The organism is Pseudoalteromonas sp. J2K-J979 (assembly GCF_058169715.2).
Genome location: NZ_CM200281.1, coordinates 700361 through 716946, shown reverse-complemented (window position 1 = coordinate 716946; position 16586 = coordinate 700361). Strand labels below are relative to the sequence as shown.

The following is a 16586-nucleotide window of genomic DNA, read 5'->3' as shown; positions in this document are numbered from 1 at the left end:
TAAACTAAGTCAGTGTAGCTTGTTTATTTCTAGATTTAATACGACTCAGAGCGACAGGAGTAATCCCTAAAAAATTAGCCAATTCAGCTTGGCTAATTCGTGAAAAATTTGGCGGATATTTATCCCCCCCTGAAAAAGAGCTTCACCCACCTTTGCTTTTTGCTCTTATCGAGCTTGGCCTTGCCAACGAAAGAAGACTGAACCAAGGGCTAAGAAGACGACACTCATAAAAATTAACGATAAAATATGCTGTTTTACTTGCCATAATGTCGCGCCTTCCAACATCACCTGACGGGCAGCTTCAAGCAAATGAGTGAGCGGAAACACTTGAGCAAAATGTTGAATAAAATCAGGGCTGCCTTCTAAAGAAAACCAGACTCCAGAGAGCATCATCATCGGCCAAGACGTGAGATTCAATAAGCCGCCAGTGAATTCCTCCGACTCTGAGCGAGCAGCCACCAGTAAGCCTAACGAAATCAGTGAAAAAGCTCCCAAAGCCGCAATAATAAATAAGTCCAGATAACTGCCGACCATATAAAAGTCAAACATCCAATCACAGCCAATATAAATGGCACTACTTAAAGCTAAAACAATAAACAACCGAGAACAAACTTGTGCAGTCAAAAACTCAATCGGCTTCAAAGGCGTTGCATGGAGCCGCTTAAGCACTGAGTTTTTTCTATACCTAACAATTACATAACCGATTCCAAATAAACATGAAAACATCATATTCATGCCTAAAATACCGGGAACCACCCAATCTAAATATCGGATTTCTCGACCATTTATAACTTGTTGCTTAAAGCTTGGTTCAATACTTAACAATAACTTTTGAATGATATAGCCATTCGCTGAAGATTGATTTACCCAATATTGTTGATGATCAAAATCAACCAACAAGTCCAACTTATGCTGCCTTAACTTATTTTGTGCGAGTGTAGGCTCTGCATATTCAACAAACTCAATGTGCTTAATTTGAGTGAATGCTTGTTGTTCATCATTCCCAACAATCCCAACTTTATATAATGATTTACCAGAACCTGAAAAAATAAACGCAAAACCAACCAGCAATAAAACAGGGAACATAATATTCCAACCTAATGCGGCTCTATCTCGAAAGAACTCATAATTTCTCGCTTGAAATACAGCATAAAAACGCTTAAACATGCCGAATCTCCTCTTTGTTATTCAGTCCATGCCCTGTCAGCTTTAAAAACAAATCATCTAAATTTGCTGATTTAACTTGCAACCCTTGCAAGGACACCCCTAAATCGATCAGTTGTATTAGTGTCTGTTGAATATCAGCACTTTGAATTAACACTTTATCGGCTACGATTTGATAATCAAACGGCAAAGCATCTTCTTGAGTAGAGACGGCACCTGCATTAAGTTTAATTAATGCCCCGCTAAAGTGCTGTTTTAATAAATTATCTGGCGTATCTTTAGCTATGATTCGGCCTTTATCCATAATCGCTATTTCATCACATAAATACTCAGCTTCGTCCATATAGTGCGTGGTTAAAATGATTGTTTTACCTTGTGCCTTTATTTGATTGACTAAATCCCAAAAAAGTCGACGACTATGTGGATCTAACCCTGTAGTCGGCTCATCTAAAAAGATAAGTTGTGGGTCATTAATTAATGCCAGCGCTAATAAAAGTCGCTGCTTTTGGCCACCCGATAACTTACGATGATCTTGCTTTAAAAACTCGTCTAACTGACACAGACTGATCAGTTGTTCAAGTGGTACGGTTCGCTCATAAAAAGCAGCAAACATTTTAAGTGTTTCATACACAGTTAAATGATCTTGAATGGCCGTATGCTGGAACTGAATGCCTAGTTGCTGATAAATAGCGTCATTAATCGGCGAACCTTGGTACAAAATCGCCCCACTAGATGGTTTAACTATCCCTTCAAGCATTTCTATTGTGGTTGTTTTTCCCGCCCCATTTGGACCGAGCAAACCAAAACAACTGCCTTGCTCAACAGAAAAACTCACCCCATCAACCGCCTTTATTAGACCAAATGAGCGAGTTAAATTGGCAACGTCTAAAATAATAGCCATGTTTTCTCCTTGTATTCTGCCGTCAAATTAGCACATTGCTGTTAGGGAAAAATACTATTTATCAAATAAAACCTGACAATCGTGGCTTTTCATTGCCAAGGTCTGCACCCTTTCATACCATAGAGCCAACACTTTCAGTTGTATCTATTCGAAAAAAGGGCACTCCATGCGCGTACCTCACATTTATCAACCAGGCGACATTACACTCAATCAAATTATTTCCCTCGAAGAGGATGCTGCAGGTCACATCGGCCGCGTTTTACGCATGTCTGTTGGCGAGCATGTCAGTATTTTTAATGGTCAAGGGGGTGAGTATCTCTGCGAACTTTATGAGATATCAAAAAAACATGTCAGCGTTAAAGTGTTAAGCTTTATTGATAAAGATGTCGAGTCACCATTACACATTCATTTAGGCCAAGGTGTGTCTCGTGGTGATAAAATGGACTTTACGATTCAAAAATCAGTCGAGCTGGGTGTTACTGAAATCACACCTTTATTTACAGAACGTTGCGGAGTGAAACTTTCAGGCGATCGCTTAGAGAAAAAGCATCAGCAATGGCAAAAAATAGCCATCGCTGCAGCCGAGCAATCAGGTCGGAACTTTATCACGACCATTCACCCCCCCATTAAACTTGAACAATGGCTGAGCCAACCGAGCGAAGAACTGAAACTGACTTTGCACCCAAGGGCTGAGCACAGCATCAAAACCATTCCCGCGCCAGCAAATGGTTTAAGGTTTATTGTTGGACCGGAAGGTGGCTTTACCGATGCAGAAATGCTGGCAACTAAAAACAGTGCGTTTATTGATATTCGTTTAGGGCCGCGAGTTTTACGAACTGAAACAGCGGCTTTGACGGTCTTAAGTGCATTGCAGTTACAGTTTGGTGATTTAGCCTAATTTACAATAAATTGGTTTTTACTCAATCATCCCCATATATGAAAAATAGAATATTTAAAGGATACTCCCATGGCAATTAAGCTCGGCATAATTTCAGATCCAATTTCAGGTTTTAACATCAAAAAAGACACCGGTTTTGCGATGATGGAAGAAGCGCAAAATAGAGGTTATGAAATTCATTATATGGAAATGGATGATCTGTTTTTGCGCCAAGGCGAAGCTTATGCCACCACCGCTATTGCCAAAGTATTTAATGACGCAACGCATTGGTATGAGCTTGAAGAAAAGCAAACCGTCAAGCTCGCTGATTTAGACGTTATTCTCATGCGCAAAGATCCGCCCTTCGATACCGAGTATATTTATGCCACTTACATTCTTGAACGCGCTGAACAAGCAGGTACATTGATCATTAATAAACCTCAAAGTTTACGTGATGCAAACGAAAAGCTCTACACAGCTTGGTTTAGTGAGCATACTCCCGATACTTTAGTAACACGAAATAAAACTCAAATTCGTGCCTTTCTTGCTGAGCATCAAGACATTATCATTAAACCACTGGACGGCATGGGTGGCGCCTCTATTTTTAGGGTCAAACAAGATGACCCAAACATTGGTGTGATCTGTGAAACACTCACCGAACACGGCAGCCGTTTTGCCATGGTGCAAAACTATATTCCCGCAATTAAAGAAGGCGATAAACGCATTTTAGTGGTTAATGGCGAAGTCATTCCTTACTGTTTGGCTCGAATTCCACAAGGCGGTGAAACTCGCGGCAACCTTGCGGCTGGTGGACGCGGCGAAGCCCGCCCTTTAAGTGAATCAGATTTTAAGATTGCCAATGCAATTGCACCTATACTCAAAGAGAAAGGGCTTATTTTTGTCGGCTTAGATGTGATTGGTGACAAACTGACCGAAATCAATGTGACAGCCCCAACCTGTGTCAGAGAGATTCAAGCGGCCTATGATATCTCCATTACTGGTATTTTATTTGATGCCATTGAAGAAAAACTAGCGTAAGCCTGAAGGCTTAAAATGAGGAGAAACAGGATGCAATCATTAGAAAATCACTTTTTAATCGCTATGCCCACCATGCTTGATCCTAGTTTTAAGCAATCGGTAACCTATATTTGTGAACACAATGATGAAGGTGCGATGGGGTTAGTCATTAATCACCCCACCGATTTTACTGTGGGCCAATTACTCGATAAAGTTGAAATCGATAATGACAAATCTACCGCCTCATCACAAACTTTAGTGTTTGCTGGTGGGCCTGTAGATACAGAGCGCGGATTTGTGTTACACAGTACAAAATACGGATTCACTACCAGCTCGACTTTAAGTGAGCAAATCATGATCACCACCTCTAAAGATGTCTTAGCGAGTCTGACAACTTCTGAATCTCCAGATAACTTTTTAGTTACGTTAGGGTATGCGGGCTGGAGCGCCGGACAACTTGAATCTGAATTACAACAAAATGCGTGGCTGACCATTCAAGCCGATCCTGAGATCATCTTTAATACCCCAGCACATTTACGTTGGGAAAAAGCCATTGAAATGTTAGGCATTGATTTAGCGATGCTTAGTCATCAAGTTGGCCATGCATAAATCAACTATAGAAATAGGTATTTTCATTTATGGCAAAAAAGCCATCAACACCAATAGGCGAACGTACATTACTAGGTTTTGATTTTGGAACTTGCAGCATTGGCATTGCTGTAGGTCAAGAAATTACAGGCTCTGCTTCTCCCGTCAAAGCGGTAGCAGCCAGAGACGGGATCCCAAATTGGGAGGACATTTTAGATATAGTGCAACAGTGGCAACCTGATTTACTCGTCGTAGGGCTACCTCTGAACATGGACGGCTCTAATCAAGAAGTGACCTTTCAGGCGAAAAAATTTGCCAACCGCCTGCATAACAAAACGGGCTTGGTGGTCGAAACACAGGATGAACGATTAACAACTGCCGATGCTAAGTCACAATTATTTGCGAGCGGGGGCTATAAAAAGCTCACCAAAGGTAATGTCGATAGTAAATCTGCCCAAATAATTTTGGAAAGTTATTTTGAAAGCCGTTATGGAGACTAATTTGGCTTTATAAGTCCCTGATTAAGCACCCTAGTGGTGCTTAAATCTGGTATAAATCCGGCCTCAAAATAAGCTTTTTTAACTCGCCCTTGTAGACGTAATTGTTTTAAGCCAAGTTGCAATGCGGTAAACACCGCCTCTCCTTCGGGATGATTGCGACTAACCACAAAATGACGACTATCATCAAGTACGATAGCTAAATTAGGTACCGCCTTTAAATCAACATTCCCCAATTTATAATAGTTATTTAAAGCGGGCATAAATGGCATTAACATAAAGTCTGCCCATTTCAAGTGCACCATCCGAATTTGACTTAGCCATTCATCTTCTACAAATAACTCTTTGAGATTTAAACTTTCTAATGTGCTCCAGTCAGTGCTCCACCTAGGTGTAGAAACCGATGTCATAGTGTGTAAATCAGATAAAGACTGAATATTAAACACGGTTTGATGATCTGGGTTTGCGTATATTCCTGCAAAATACTCCCCTCTGCGGATCACCGGTTCAGAAATAAATACATCATTTTGTAAAAGCACTGCATCCGAGAGCCAATAGCTATCAAAGCTGATCAATAACGCTCCTTGCTCAATCAACTTAGTATTACGAAAATTAACTTTACCTACTTTATAGGTGAATTTTTTTGTATAACCACCCAATTTTAGTGCTTGCTGCGCAATTATCATATCAACAACATCGCGGCGGATTTTAGGCCCGATAAAGCTTGTAATCTCCAGCGGATCACGTCCAGCCAAAAACGTCATATAATCATCATAAACATCATCACGTAAATAAAGCATGACTTTTTTATTGTCCGATGATTCTGCCTTCGCTTGAGTCAATATACTCAACAAACAAGTCGTTAAGAAAAAATATAAAATAGGATATGTTTTCAAACTTCAAACCAAATAGATACAACACACAGCAATTATAACCGTCGTAGTGTTATTTAGCGAACTGATGCCCCATACAACTATCTTTTAGAGGTAATAAAAATGCAGCCTAAGCTGCATTTTTAGCGATGAAATAGCGCAATCTTAATCTGGTTTATCTCCACCCAAACCGTCAATCGTCACCCCCTGCAAGAATCCAGCACCTTGCTGTTCATTATTACGTAATTTAATCATCAACCTCAGGTCATTAGGTGAATCAGCATGATGCAGTGCGTCAGCATAATTAATACGGTGGCGTTGGTAATGTTCAAACAAGGCCTGATCGAAGGTTTGCATGCCCATTTCACGGGACTTCGACATAGTTTCTTTAATACCACCAATATCCCCCTTCTTAATTAACTCTCCAATCATTGGAGAGTTTAGTAGCACCTCAATCGCAGCGACTCGGCCGTTACCATCCGCTGTCGGGATAAGCTGCTGTGCCACTATCGCACGTAGGTTAAGTGCCAAATCATACTTTAACTTATCGTGTTTTTCTTTTGGTACTAAGTGCATGATACGATCAATTGCTTGGTTAGCATTATTCGCATGGAGTGTGGCGACACACAGGTGTCCTGTTTCAGCAAAGCTCAACGCATACTCCATCGTTTCTTGAGAACGGATCTCACCAATCAAAATAACATCAGGAGCTTGACGTAAAGAGCTTTTCAGAGCCGACTCAAAACTGTCTGTATCCAAGCCTACCTCTCGTTGTGTGACGATACTTTTTTGATGCTCGTGAACGAATTCGATGGGATCTTCAATGGTTAAAATATGTCCACGTTGATTACGATTACGATAACCTATTAATGCTGCAAGTGAAGTTGATTTACCTGTTCCCGTGCCACCAACAAACAGCACTAAACCTCGTTTTGCCATAATGACATCGGTTAATACTGGCGGAAGGCCTAAATCGTTCACATCCGGAATGGTGCTCACGATGCGACGAATAACCATGCCCGCTTTATCACGCTGCCAAAATGCAGAAATACGAAAACGCCCTTGATCTGTCGCGATTGCAAAGTTGCACTCTTTTGACTCATGAAATTCGTTTTTTTGTTTTTCAGACATCGCTGACTCAACGAGAGACAGGGCTTCTTCTTCCGTTAAATCATGGTCATCTAAATGGGTTAATTCACCATTTATTTTTGCACTGACAGGCATAAACGTAGATACAAATAAATCTGAGGCACTACGTTCAATCATTTGGCTTAAATAGCTATTTAAAGTACTCATAATATTCTCTTACATTGTGCCCATACCACCAAATGCTCCTTTATCATGGGCTTTGGCTTGCGCTTGCGCTTGACTAATAATTCCGCGGTTCAATAAGTTTAATAAACATTGATCCATGGTTTGCATGCCATGAGATGCTCCAGTCTGAATCGATGAATACATTTGGGCTATTTTATCTTCACGGATTAAGTTACGGATCGCTGGCACACCAATCATAATTTCATGTGCGGCAATTCGCCCGCCGGTAATTTTTTTCAACAACGTTTGTGAGATAACCGCACGCAATGATTCAGACAACATTGAGCGCACCATATCCTTTTCTTCACCTGGGAAGACGTCAATGATACGGTCAATGGTTTTTGGTGCTGAAGTGGTATGCAAAGTGCCAAACACTAAATGACCCGTTTCGGCTGCGGTCATGGCGAGTCGGATGGTTTCTAAGTCACGTAACTCACCAACCAATATGACATCGGGATCTTCACGTAACGCACTTCTGAGCGCATTACTAAAACTTTTAGTATCGCGGTGAACTTCTCGCTGATTAATCAAACTCAATTTATTTTGATGCACAAACTCGATTGGATCTTCGATAGTTAAAATATGATGGTGTTTATTTGCATTAATGTAATCAACCATCGCAGCGAGCGTGGTTGATTTACCTGAACCCGTAGGCCCAGTGACCAACACTAAGCCTCGCGGATTATCTGAGATGGTTTTAAAGATATCTGGTGCGCCTAAATCATCGAGTGTTAAAACATCACTTGGGATAGTACGGAACACCGCTGCAGGGCCTCGATTAGAGTTAAAAGCATTCACACGGAATCGCGCTAAATTTGGCACTTCAAATGAAAAATCGCATTCTAAATTTTCTTCGTATTCTTTGCGCTGTTTATCATTCATAATGTCATACACCAAACCGTTGACATCTTTAGCTTCAAGCACTGGAATATTAATGCGTCTGACATCACCATCAACACGTATCATAGGTGATACACCTGATGATAAATGTAAATCGGACGCCTTATGCTGAACACTAAAGGCAAGTAATTCGGTAATATCCATGAGTTTAACTCCACAACTATCTGATAATTATATGGTTACAATAGCAGAACGACTTAAATCCGCCTACGCAAGAATTGCGCTTGCAGAGAAAAAAGCACAAAAACCAGCGCAAAGTGTGAGCTTGCTTGCTGTTAGCAAAACCAAGCCAGTTCAATTAATCATAGATGCATATCAAGCAGGTCACCGAAAATTTGGCGAGTCTTATGTGCAAGAAGCGGTCGATAAAATCAAGCAACTGCCTCACCGAGATATCGAGTGGCATTTTATTGGTCCGATTCAATCAAATAAAACAAAACCCATCGCAGAAAACTTTTCATGGGTTCAAAGTGTCGAACGCATAAAAATCGCCGACAGATTGAACAAACAACGCCCTAATAACTTACTGCCACTCAATGTGCTCATCCAAGTCAATATTTCAAAAGATGAAGCAAAATCAGGCTGTCCAATCGAAGAAGTTGCTGAATTAGCAGAGTTTATTGCTCAATCTCGCCAATTAACCCTTAGAGGCTTAATGACCATCCCCGCCCAAACAGATAGTGAAGCCGAGCTCATCGCAAGCTTTAGCCAATTAAGGGCTTGTTTTGATACACTTAAAACCCAATATCCTACTATGGATACTTTATCTATGGGGATGAGTGGTGATGTCGAAGCGGCAATTACTGCAGGTTCAACCATGGTTCGCATTGGCACCGATATCTTTGGTGCCCGCGATTACCCGACACAACAACATTAAAAAGGTTTCGTATGTCTCAAGCAAAAGTTGCATTTATTGGTACTGGAAATATGAGTTATGCCATTATTGGTGGCATGATCAATAGTGGTTTTCGTGCCTCAGACATCATTGCAACCAATCGCAATCAAAGCAAACTCGACAAAGTAGCCAATGATTTTGGCGTGCAAACTCAAACCGATAATTTAGTCGCCCTTGCTGAAGCTGACATTGTAGTGCTGTCAGTCAAACCACAGATGATGGCCGACTTATGCCAAACATTTGCCGTTTCAGGCATTGATTTGAGCAGCAAAGTTTTTGTCTCAGTGGCTGCAGGGATCACGGTTGCTCGTTTGCGCGAAATGCTTCAACACGATGTAAAACTGGTGCGTTGCATGCCCAATACACCGTCGTTACTTGGTAAAGGTGTATCTGGATTGTTTGCAGCAGGAATCAGCGAACAAGAGAATGCCATAATCACGGATATTTTTAGTTCAACAGGCATTGCGATGTGGCTTGAAAAAGAATCCCAAATTAATGACATCATTGCCGTAACTGGGTCATCACCGGCCTATTTCTTCCTCTTTATGGAAGCGATAGAAACAAAAGCCAAAGCGTTGGGTTTTAGTGCAGAGCAAGCACGTCAACTGGTTCAGCAAACCGCGATGGGCGCTGCAATGATGGTTGAAAATCAGCAAATTGAAGTGAGTGAATTGCGAAGCAATGTGACTTCAAAAGGCGGCACAACAGCCGCAGCGATTGCGCACCTTCAACAAAATGGCTTAGAGCAAACAGTCAGTGATGCGATGGATGCCTGCATTGCTCGCGCAGTGCAAATGGAACAAGAACTTTAAGGAGCTACCATGAATGCTTTTAAATTTTTAATAGAAATCGCGTTTGACTTATTTTTAATGGTTGTACTACTGCGTTTTTGGCTGCAATTAGCCAAAGCCGACTTTTATAACCCATTGAGTCAATTTGTCATTAAAGCCACTTCACCATTAGTAAACCCATTGCGTAAAATCATCCCTGGTTTTGGCGGCTTTGACTTAGCATCTTTGTTTCTTGCTTTCATCATCGCCTTTGCCAAAATAAGCACTGTGATGTTACTTTTCTTTAACGGTTGGGATCCGATTAATGCATTAGTCGGGGGTGTTATCACACTGTTTAAAGAGGCACTTAACTTAGTTTTTTGGGTGCTCATCATCAGAGCAATCTTAAGCTGGGTTAGCCAAGGCCATAACCCTATCGAGGCAGTTTTCCATCAGTTAACTGAGCCAATGCTGCGTCCAATTCGTAAAGTTTTACCTCCGCTAGGTGGTTTAGATTTGTCAATTTTAGTGCTTATTGTGGCACTACAGTTTTTACAAATTCTATTTATGGATTTGTTTCGTTAAGTACGAACATTATCGAGTTAAGCCCACTTTAGTTCGGGCTTAACTCGCTATTTTATTTATTCGCTCGATTGATTTTTTCAAAAAGGAAACCCTATGCTAGCCCGTATTCTAACTGTTATTGCGCTACTTTTTAGTGGGACTGTGTTTGCCAACGACCAAGGCGGACAATTTAAACAGCTTGGCGATTGGGAAGTCCATTACATTGCTTTTCCTTCTACTTTTTTACAGCCAAACATTGCTAAACACTATGGTCTTGAGCGCAGTAAATATAGTGGTGTTATCAATATCTCTGTATTAGATAGCCGTCACAAAGACAAACCAGCACAGCAAGTCGAAATTGTAGGCCAAGCCAGAAACCTACTCGGAAATACTATTGATCTTAGTTTTAAAGAAGTGGTTGAAGGAGACGCGGTTTATTACATTGCACCAATTAAGTTTACCAATGAAGAAATTTATCGTTTTAACATTGGTTTAAAACAAGGTCGCCAACAACACACATTAAAATTCCAGCAAAAGTTCTACGTAGACTAATCATGATTATTTAAAACAGAAGGCACGACCTTCTGTTTTAAAAGTGCAAAGGCTGAGTTAAGTTTGAGCGTACAGAAATAACCTTTGAAGCCACAGCTTTCGCCAACCCTTCTTGAATTAATAACTCTGAACTCTGATGGTTTTGAGCTTGATAATCAAGCGCAACCCACGCATTACGGCCACTTTTTTTCGCGCCATACAATGCTAAATCAGCCAATTCGAGTACTTGTTGCCAACTAAACGCTGTCACATCTTGTTTGTTAAATGGAAAGGTAGCAAGGCCAATTGAACAACTGACTTGCAAAGACTCAGCCTGCTCAAGGTTAAAAGTATTAAGGGCTACATTCTCTCTTAGGCGCTCAACAATTGCAGGTACGTCATCACGCAATGCATGACGAAAAACAATCAAAAACTCTTCGCCACCCCAGCGAATAACAAAATCCCCCTCTCGAATGACCGTTTTTAAAATCGACGAAAACTGTTTAAGCACTTCATCTCCTGCGCCATGACCAAAGCGATCATTAATGCGCTTAAAATAGTCAATATCGATTAAGGCAAACGACAGTCCGTAGGGTTCATCAGCCTTCGTTGATGAAAACGCTCGCTCGACTAACGCTACCTCATCCTCAATTATATTCGTAAAGTAGTGTCGATTATGAAGCCCTGTCAAACTGTCGCTATAACTGAGCTGTTCGAGTTCTTTATTTTTTTCTGCTAATTCCAATGTTTGCTTTGTTACTTCTGATTTTAATCTGGCTAAATATTGCTGGGTAATAAAGCGGCGATACAAAATCCAAACAAATACCATGATAAGCACCGCAAAAAAGCCCCACTTCTTTTTTGTCTGTTCGTGCTCTTTTTGTTGCTGCTGTTGCTGTAAGCTTTGCTGCTGGATTTGAGCTGCATGAAGTTTATTTTCTTGCTCAAGTAAACGTATTTGCTGTTGTTGCAATCGAGTGTTGAGCTGCGCTTCAAGCTGCAGCACTTTATTGTTTCGTTTTTGCTCATCAAGGGCTACAACCGTTAAATGGTAGCGATTTAAAAAAATATAAGCTTCTCGCATTTTTCCAAGCTGTAAATAGGCATCCGCTAATAATTTTTGTAACTGCGCCTGAATGTCTAAAAAACGCGAATTATAGGTAATACTTAGCTGCTCAAGCGCTATCTCAATTGCCAGTTGAAACTCCCCATGCTGTAAATACGCTTGTGCTTTCAGCAATTGATACTTAAGCAGTTGTTCCGAAGAAAACACAGATATAAATGATGAATTAAGCTTTTCGAGTGCCGCTCGCGCATCCTTTGGGCGCCCTAACTTTAAGGCCGCTTGTGAATAGGCGAACTGCAATTCGATTTGCATGGTCGAATCTGGGTCCAGTAAGGTATCAGCTTGCTGATACAGTTGTATTGCTTGGCGATAACTACCATTAAAAACATGGAGCTGCCCTTTTAATACGAGAAGGTGCGCGCGGTACGTTTGGTTTTTTTCACCAATAGCCTGTAAGCCTAAATCATAAAATTGAGTTGCTAAACGAGTCTGATCTAACCCTAAATGTAACTGGCCATAAGCACTATAAACATGTGCTAAGAGAGTGGGGTTTTGCAATTGTGTACCAAGCTCTAAAGCTTGTGCATTTAATAATAAAGCCTCAGAATACGCTCCAAAATACTGTTTAATCTTTGCTTCAAGCAACAACGCCTCAAGCTCAACCACTAAGCTAGGTGTCACCTGCAAATTGGCTTTCACATCATCCAGAGCTTGGAGCATCATGAAATTATAATCATCGGCTATTAATGATTTTAACTTTGTAAGCGAGGCCTCGAGTCTTGGACTCACTTGTTCTTCGAGCACATTATCAACTTTAATCGAGGTAACCTTGGTTCCCATTAAAGCCGGTGGTTTATCAGCAATCTCAGCGAGGGTACTTTGCCCAACAAGAAACGGAGCCACTATCACCACGAGTATTAACAAAGATGGTTTAGTCATTGACGACCACCATTGCTTTATTTACTAACTGCCACTCTTTAACTTGCGAATTAATAAAGCCAGCTTGTTGATAAAAGCGCTTAATTCTATGCTGCTTATTAAGCTCAACTAACCCCTTTTCAAGTGCTTCAAATATTGCTCTACCTTCTGGGTGTTGCTTACTCACAACAAAATGCCTTGAATCAGGTAGCATCACCTTTAGGTTTGGAATGGGTACAAATTCTTTTCCGGCAAACCGTAATATTAAATCTGGGCTTACACTAAAATTAACCAGCATGGCATCGACTATTTTTGCATCGACCATAGCAAGCATATTTTCCCACGGGCCAATAAAATTATTAATGATCACAGGTGTATTTTTAAGAGCTCGCCAATCGGCCTTCCAACGCGGGTTCGCGACTACTTTTAATTTGTGCAAATCATCAATGGTCATACTTTGCGCCGCTAAATTGTCTTTTGCGACATAAAAGCCCGCTTCATATTGTCCATAAGGGATCACAGCTTCGCTGACATAGAGCGATCCTAAAAAGTCGACCGTATCTTCAAACCACAAGGTACGTCCTAAAGTTAAAACATCTCCACTGATTAGATCGGTATATTCATTGAGATTGTGAGATTCTGTGCCTTTAAACCTAACAGGGCGAGTTTCGCCACCTAAATAAAGAGCTTGTTGTAAGAGAATCATCTCAACAATTTCAAGGTGTGAACCCGCCGAGAGAGGCTTAAACTCTTCAACTGCCAGCGCAGAACGACCATTAAGAATTTCGTTATAACGGTTAGTGAAATTTTCACTTTTTAGGATATCGACCACCACTTCGTTGGTGGCCTGTAAACAACAACTAATAAATAGCAGTAATACACATAACTTAGACATATACAAAACCTTCGATACATCCTTGTGATTACTTTTTCAGTAACTAGAAATTAGCATAATTACGACCAAATAAAACGTTTTAACTGATTTTCATCTAGGCTTATCGCCTATTGATTGGTAATTTTGCATAAAAAAGCCAGCATTTATAACTGACTTTTTCCTCATACCCTTTAAAATACTCTTAACTTTCAGGTTCATACCCTAAGTTAGGTGATAACCAACGCTCAGCTTCTGACAGGCTCATGTTGGTACGCTTAGCGTAGTCTTCCACCTGATCTTTTTGAATAGCCGCGACGGCATAATATTTCGCTTGCGGATGAGAAAAATACCAACCCGATACCGCAGCACCCGGCCACATTGCATATGAACTCGTTAACTGCATACCAATGCGTGTTTCGGTATCGAGTAATTGCCAAATTTTCTTTTTCTCTGTGTGCTCAGGACAAGCTGGATAACCAGGTGCAGGACGGATCCCTTGGTAATTTTCGCGGATCAGTTCTTCATTTGAAAGTGTTTCGTCTGGCGCATAACCCCAAAACTCTTTACGCACTTGTTGATGCAGATACTCTGCAAATGCTTCTGCCAAACGATCAGCCACCGCCTTGACCATAATCTTATTATAATCGTCTTGCTGTTTATCAAACGCATCAGCTAAATCATCTTCTTCTAACCCGCCGGTGACCGCAAAGGCACCAAAATAATCAGCTATTCCTTTTGGCGCGATGTAATCTGCTAAACAATAGTTGGCAAAATCCGACTTTTCAGTTTGTTGGCGTAAGTGACACGACAAGGTTAAGACGTCGGTGCGTGTTTCATCGGTGTAGATTTCAATATCATCTCCGACTCGGTTGGCAGGAAATAATCCAATCACCCCTAAAGGTTGTAAACTGCCAGATTTTTCAAGCTCATCGAGCATGGCGTTAGCATCGGCAAATAAGCTTTGCGCCTGCTCACCAACAATCTCATCGGTTAATATCCTTGGATATTTTCCTGCTATCGACCACGTCATAAAATAAGGAGTCCAGTCAATATACTGACGTAATGTCGCAATTGAGACATCTTTAAATTCTGTCACCCCTAGTTTTTTAGGCACAGGAGGCGTGTAATTTTGCCAATCGAGTTGTGCTGCATTTTCTCGTGCTCGAGTCAGCGACACAGCTTTAGAACGCGGGCGTTTACGCGCTTGTTGATCGCGTACAACTTCGTACTCTTTTTTCGTTTTCTCTAAAAAAGCGGGTTTGAGCGTGTCGCTAAGCAAAGATGAAACCACGCCCACAGCACGACTGGCATTATTTACATACACAACGCCTTTATCATACTGAGGTTCAATTTTAACGGCTGTATGGGCTTTTGAGGTCGTTGCGCCACCAATTAATAATGGGATCGTAAAACCACGCCGGGTCATCTCTTTGGCAACATGTACCATTTCATCCAATGAAGGAGTGATAAGGCCTGATAATCCAATCGCATCGGCTTTTTCATCAATAGCTGTTTGCAAAATTTTCTCAGCAGGGACCATCACACCTAAGTCGACCACATCGTAATTATTACATTGCAATACGACACCAACGATATTTTTACCAATATCATGGACATCACCTTTTACCGTCGCCATCACTATTTTACCGTTGGTTGCCCCTTCTTCTTTGAGTGCATCAATAAACGGATTTAGATAAGCCACAGCGCGCTTCATTACTCGCGCTGATTTAACCACTTGCGGCAAAAACATTTTACCTTCACCGAACAAGTCACCGACGACATTCATACCATCCATTAATGGGCCTTCAATCACTTCGATTGGGCGCTCAAAGCTCAAACGGCACTCTTCGGTATCAGCTTCGATAAAGTCAGTAATGCCTTTCACTAAGGCATGTTCTAAACGTTTGGCTACAGGCCAAGTGCGCCATTCTAAATCTTCGACGCGCTCAGCTTGCGCCATCCCAGAATATTTAGGCGCCAGCTCGACAAGGCGCTCACCCGCTCCAGCATCTTTATTGAGAACCACATCTTCAACAGCCTTTCGCAGCTCTTCGGGAATATCATCATACACAGCCAATTGACCTGCATTAACAATCCCCATGTCCATGCCTGCTTTAATCGCATGGTATAAAAACACCGAATGAATCGCTTCACGAACCGGATTATTACCCCGAAAAGAAAACGACACATTCGAGACACCACCAGAAACTTTACAATGAGGTAGCCCTGCTTTAATGCGTCGTGTTCCTTCAATAAACTCAACCGCATAATTATCGTGTTCTTCAATCCCCGTCGCGACCGCAAAAATATTCGGGTCAAAAATAATGTCTTCCGGTGGAAATCCCAATTGGTCCACTAAAATACGATAAGAACGTTGGCAAATTTCAAATTTCCGATCTTGCGTTTCAGCTTGCCCTGTTTCATCAAATGCCATCACCACAGCTGCGGCGCCAAATCGTTTGATGATTTTAGCCTGACGAATAAAGGGTTCTTCCCCTTCTTTTAGGGAAATTGAATTAACAATCGCTTTGCCTTGAATGCACTTTAAACCCGCTTCGATCACATCCCACTTCGATGAATCGACCATAATCGGCACCCGAGAAATATCGGGCTCTGAGGCGATTAAATTTAGAAATTTCACCATGGCTGCTTTTGAGTCCAACATGGCTTCATCCATATTGATATCAATAACTTGCGCACCACTTTCAACTTGCTCTCTGGCAACGCTTAACGCTTCTTCATAGTTTTCTTCCATGATTAAACGTTTAAATTTAGCTGAACCGGTGACGTTGGTTCGTTCACCTACATTGGTAAACACGGCAGTATTTTGAGTCATTA

At 41.3% G+C, this 16586-nt stretch carries 16 protein-coding genes; 8 read left to right on the top strand and 8 right to left on the bottom strand.

Translation table 11 applies throughout. The features are described 5' to 3' along the window. Positions 1-165 precede the first annotated feature (165 nt). The gene (locus AC3KVK_RS03460) at positions 166-1167 is read right to left on the bottom strand and encodes an ABC transporter permease (RefSeq protein ID WP_490310814.1); all 1002 of its coding nucleotides are present in this window, start codon (positions 1165-1167) and stop codon (positions 166-168) included. Then, complete coding sequence (locus AC3KVK_RS03455; RefSeq protein WP_490310813.1) at positions 1160-2065, bottom strand: ABC transporter ATP-binding protein; 906 nt, start codon at positions 2063-2065, stop codon at positions 1160-1162. The genes AC3KVK_RS03460 and AC3KVK_RS03455 overlap by 8 nt, the downstream gene beginning before the upstream one ends. A 166-nt stretch (positions 2066-2231) precedes the next feature. Between AC3KVK_RS03455 and rsmE the strand changes: the two genes are divergently transcribed. The 4 genes from rsmE to ruvX all read left to right on the top strand — a co-directional run bounded on the left by rsmE (position 2232) and on the right by ruvX (position 5047). Further along, a complete protein-coding gene (rsmE, locus tag AC3KVK_RS03450; protein ID WP_490310812.1) occupies positions 2232-2963 on the top strand; it encodes a 16S rRNA (uracil(1498)-N(3))-methyltransferase in 732 nt (243 codons plus the stop codon). Between the two features lie 69 nt (positions 2964-3032). Further along, positions 3033-3980 carry a glutathione synthase gene (gene gshB / locus AC3KVK_RS03445; protein ID WP_490310811.1) on the top strand — a complete coding sequence of 316 codons (948 nt, stop codon included), beginning with the start codon at positions 3033-3035 and terminating at the stop codon, positions 3978-3980. A gap of 30 nt (positions 3981-4010) precedes the next feature. Continuing rightward, positions 4011-4568, top strand: coding sequence for a YqgE/AlgH family protein (locus AC3KVK_RS03440; RefSeq protein ID WP_490310810.1), 558 nt, complete (start codon positions 4011-4013; stop codon positions 4566-4568). Positions 4569-4597: 29 nt separating this feature from the next. After that, positions 4598-5047 carry a Holliday junction resolvase RuvX gene (gene ruvX, locus AC3KVK_RS03435; protein ID WP_490310809.1) on the top strand — a complete coding sequence of 150 codons (450 nt, stop codon included), beginning with the start codon at positions 4598-4600 and terminating at the stop codon, positions 5045-5047. Here the strand turns inward: ruvX and AC3KVK_RS03430 are convergent. The 3 genes from AC3KVK_RS03430 to AC3KVK_RS03420 form a co-directional block, all read right to left on the bottom strand. Then, positions 5044-5940 carry a hypothetical protein gene (locus AC3KVK_RS03430; protein ID WP_490310808.1) on the bottom strand — a complete coding sequence of 299 codons (897 nt, stop codon included), beginning with the start codon at positions 5938-5940 and terminating at the stop codon, positions 5044-5046. The genes ruvX and AC3KVK_RS03430 overlap by 4 nt on opposite strands. Before the next feature lie 141 nt (positions 5941-6081). After that, the gene (locus AC3KVK_RS03425) at positions 6082-7212 is read right to left on the bottom strand and encodes a PilT/PilU family type 4a pilus ATPase (RefSeq protein ID WP_490310807.1); all 1131 of its coding nucleotides are present in this window, start codon (positions 7210-7212) and stop codon (positions 6082-6084) included. A gap of 9 nt (positions 7213-7221) precedes the next feature. Then, positions 7222-8274, bottom strand: coding sequence for a type IV pilus twitching motility protein PilT (locus AC3KVK_RS03420; RefSeq protein ID WP_490310806.1), 1053 nt, complete (start codon positions 8272-8274; stop codon positions 7222-7224). Between AC3KVK_RS03420 and AC3KVK_RS03415 the strand changes: the two genes are divergently transcribed. The 4 genes from AC3KVK_RS03415 (at position 8273) to AC3KVK_RS03400 (ending at position 10911) form a co-directional block, all read left to right on the top strand. After that, entirely contained in the window at positions 8273-9007 is a 735-nt protein-coding gene (locus tag AC3KVK_RS03415; RefSeq protein WP_490310805.1) for a YggS family pyridoxal phosphate-dependent enzyme, read from the top strand. The genes AC3KVK_RS03420 and AC3KVK_RS03415 overlap by 2 nt on opposite strands. An 11-nt stretch (positions 9008-9018) precedes the next feature. After that, positions 9019-9837 (top strand): pyrroline-5-carboxylate reductase, encoded by an 819-nt coding sequence (gene proC / locus AC3KVK_RS03410; protein ID WP_490310804.1) that lies wholly within the window; start codon positions 9019-9021, stop codon positions 9835-9837. A 9-nt stretch (positions 9838-9846) separates the two neighbouring features. Further along, a complete protein-coding gene (locus tag AC3KVK_RS03405) occupies positions 9847-10380 on the top strand; it encodes a YggT family protein (RefSeq protein WP_490310803.1) in 534 nt (177 codons plus the stop codon). A gap of 93 nt (positions 10381-10473) precedes the next feature. Next, positions 10474-10911, top strand: a complete 438-nt coding sequence (locus AC3KVK_RS03400; protein WP_490310802.1) for a DUF4426 domain-containing protein — start codon at positions 10474-10476, stop codon at positions 10909-10911. A 37-nt stretch (positions 10912-10948) separates the two neighbouring features. Here the strand turns inward: AC3KVK_RS03400 and AC3KVK_RS03395 are convergent, their stop codons facing one another. The 3 genes from AC3KVK_RS03395 to metH all read right to left on the bottom strand — a co-directional run bounded on the left by AC3KVK_RS03395 (position 10949) and on the right by metH (position 16584). Continuing rightward, positions 10949-12895 (bottom strand): sensor domain-containing diguanylate cyclase, encoded by a 1947-nt coding sequence (locus AC3KVK_RS03395; RefSeq protein WP_490310801.1) that lies wholly within the window; start codon positions 12893-12895, stop codon positions 10949-10951. Further along, positions 12888-13769, bottom strand: coding sequence for a transporter substrate-binding domain-containing protein (locus AC3KVK_RS03390; protein WP_490310800.1), 882 nt, complete (start codon positions 13767-13769; stop codon positions 12888-12890). Before AC3KVK_RS03390 ends, AC3KVK_RS03395 begins: the two co-directional genes overlap by 8 nt. A 181-nt stretch (positions 13770-13950) precedes the next feature. Next, positions 13951-16584, bottom strand: coding sequence for a methionine synthase (gene metH, locus AC3KVK_RS03385; RefSeq protein ID WP_490310799.1), 2634 nt, complete (start codon positions 16582-16584; stop codon positions 13951-13953). Positions 16585-16586 lie beyond the last annotated feature (2 nt).

Coding starts and splice junctions, on each gene's coding strand:
- AC3KVK_RS03420 (WP_490310806.1), bottom strand. CDS start 8,274: ATGGATATTACCGAATTACTTGCCTTTAGTGTTCAGCATAAGGCGTCC.
- gshB (WP_490310811.1), top strand. CDS start 3,033: ATGGCAATTAAGCTCGGCATAATTTCAGATCCAATTTCAGGTTTTAAC.
- AC3KVK_RS03400 (WP_490310802.1), top strand. CDS start 10,474: ATGCTAGCCCGTATTCTAACTGTTATTGCGCTACTTTTTAGTGGGACT.
- AC3KVK_RS03460 (WP_490310814.1), bottom strand. CDS start 1,167: ATGTTTAAGCGTTTTTATGCTGTATTTCAAGCGAGAAATTATGAGTTC.
- AC3KVK_RS03455 (WP_490310813.1), bottom strand. CDS start 2,065: ATGGCTATTATTTTAGACGTTGCCAATTTAACTCGCTCATTTGGTCTA.
- metH (WP_490310799.1), bottom strand. CDS start 16,584: ATGACTCAAAATACTGCCGTGTTTACCAATGTAGGTGAACGAACCAAC.
- AC3KVK_RS03415 (WP_490310805.1), top strand. CDS start 8,273: ATGAGTTTAACTCCACAACTATCTGATAATTATATGGTTACAATAGCA.
- AC3KVK_RS03405 (WP_490310803.1), top strand. CDS start 9,847: ATGAATGCTTTTAAATTTTTAATAGAAATCGCGTTTGACTTATTTTTA.
- ruvX (WP_490310809.1), top strand. CDS start 4,598: ATGGCAAAAAAGCCATCAACACCAATAGGCGAACGTACATTACTAGGT.
- AC3KVK_RS03390 (WP_490310800.1), bottom strand. CDS start 13,769: ATGTCTAAGTTATGTGTATTACTGCTATTTATTAGTTGTTGTTTACAG.
- AC3KVK_RS03395 (WP_490310801.1), bottom strand. CDS start 12,895: ATGACTAAACCATCTTTGTTAATACTCGTGGTGATAGTGGCTCCGTTT.
- proC (WP_490310804.1), top strand. CDS start 9,019: ATGTCTCAAGCAAAAGTTGCATTTATTGGTACTGGAAATATGAGTTAT.
- rsmE (WP_490310812.1), top strand. CDS start 2,232: ATGCGCGTACCTCACATTTATCAACCAGGCGACATTACACTCAATCAA.
- AC3KVK_RS03425 (WP_490310807.1), bottom strand. CDS start 7,212: ATGAGTACTTTAAATAGCTATTTAAGCCAAATGATTGAACGTAGTGCC.
- AC3KVK_RS03440 (WP_490310810.1), top strand. CDS start 4,011: ATGCAATCATTAGAAAATCACTTTTTAATCGCTATGCCCACCATGCTT.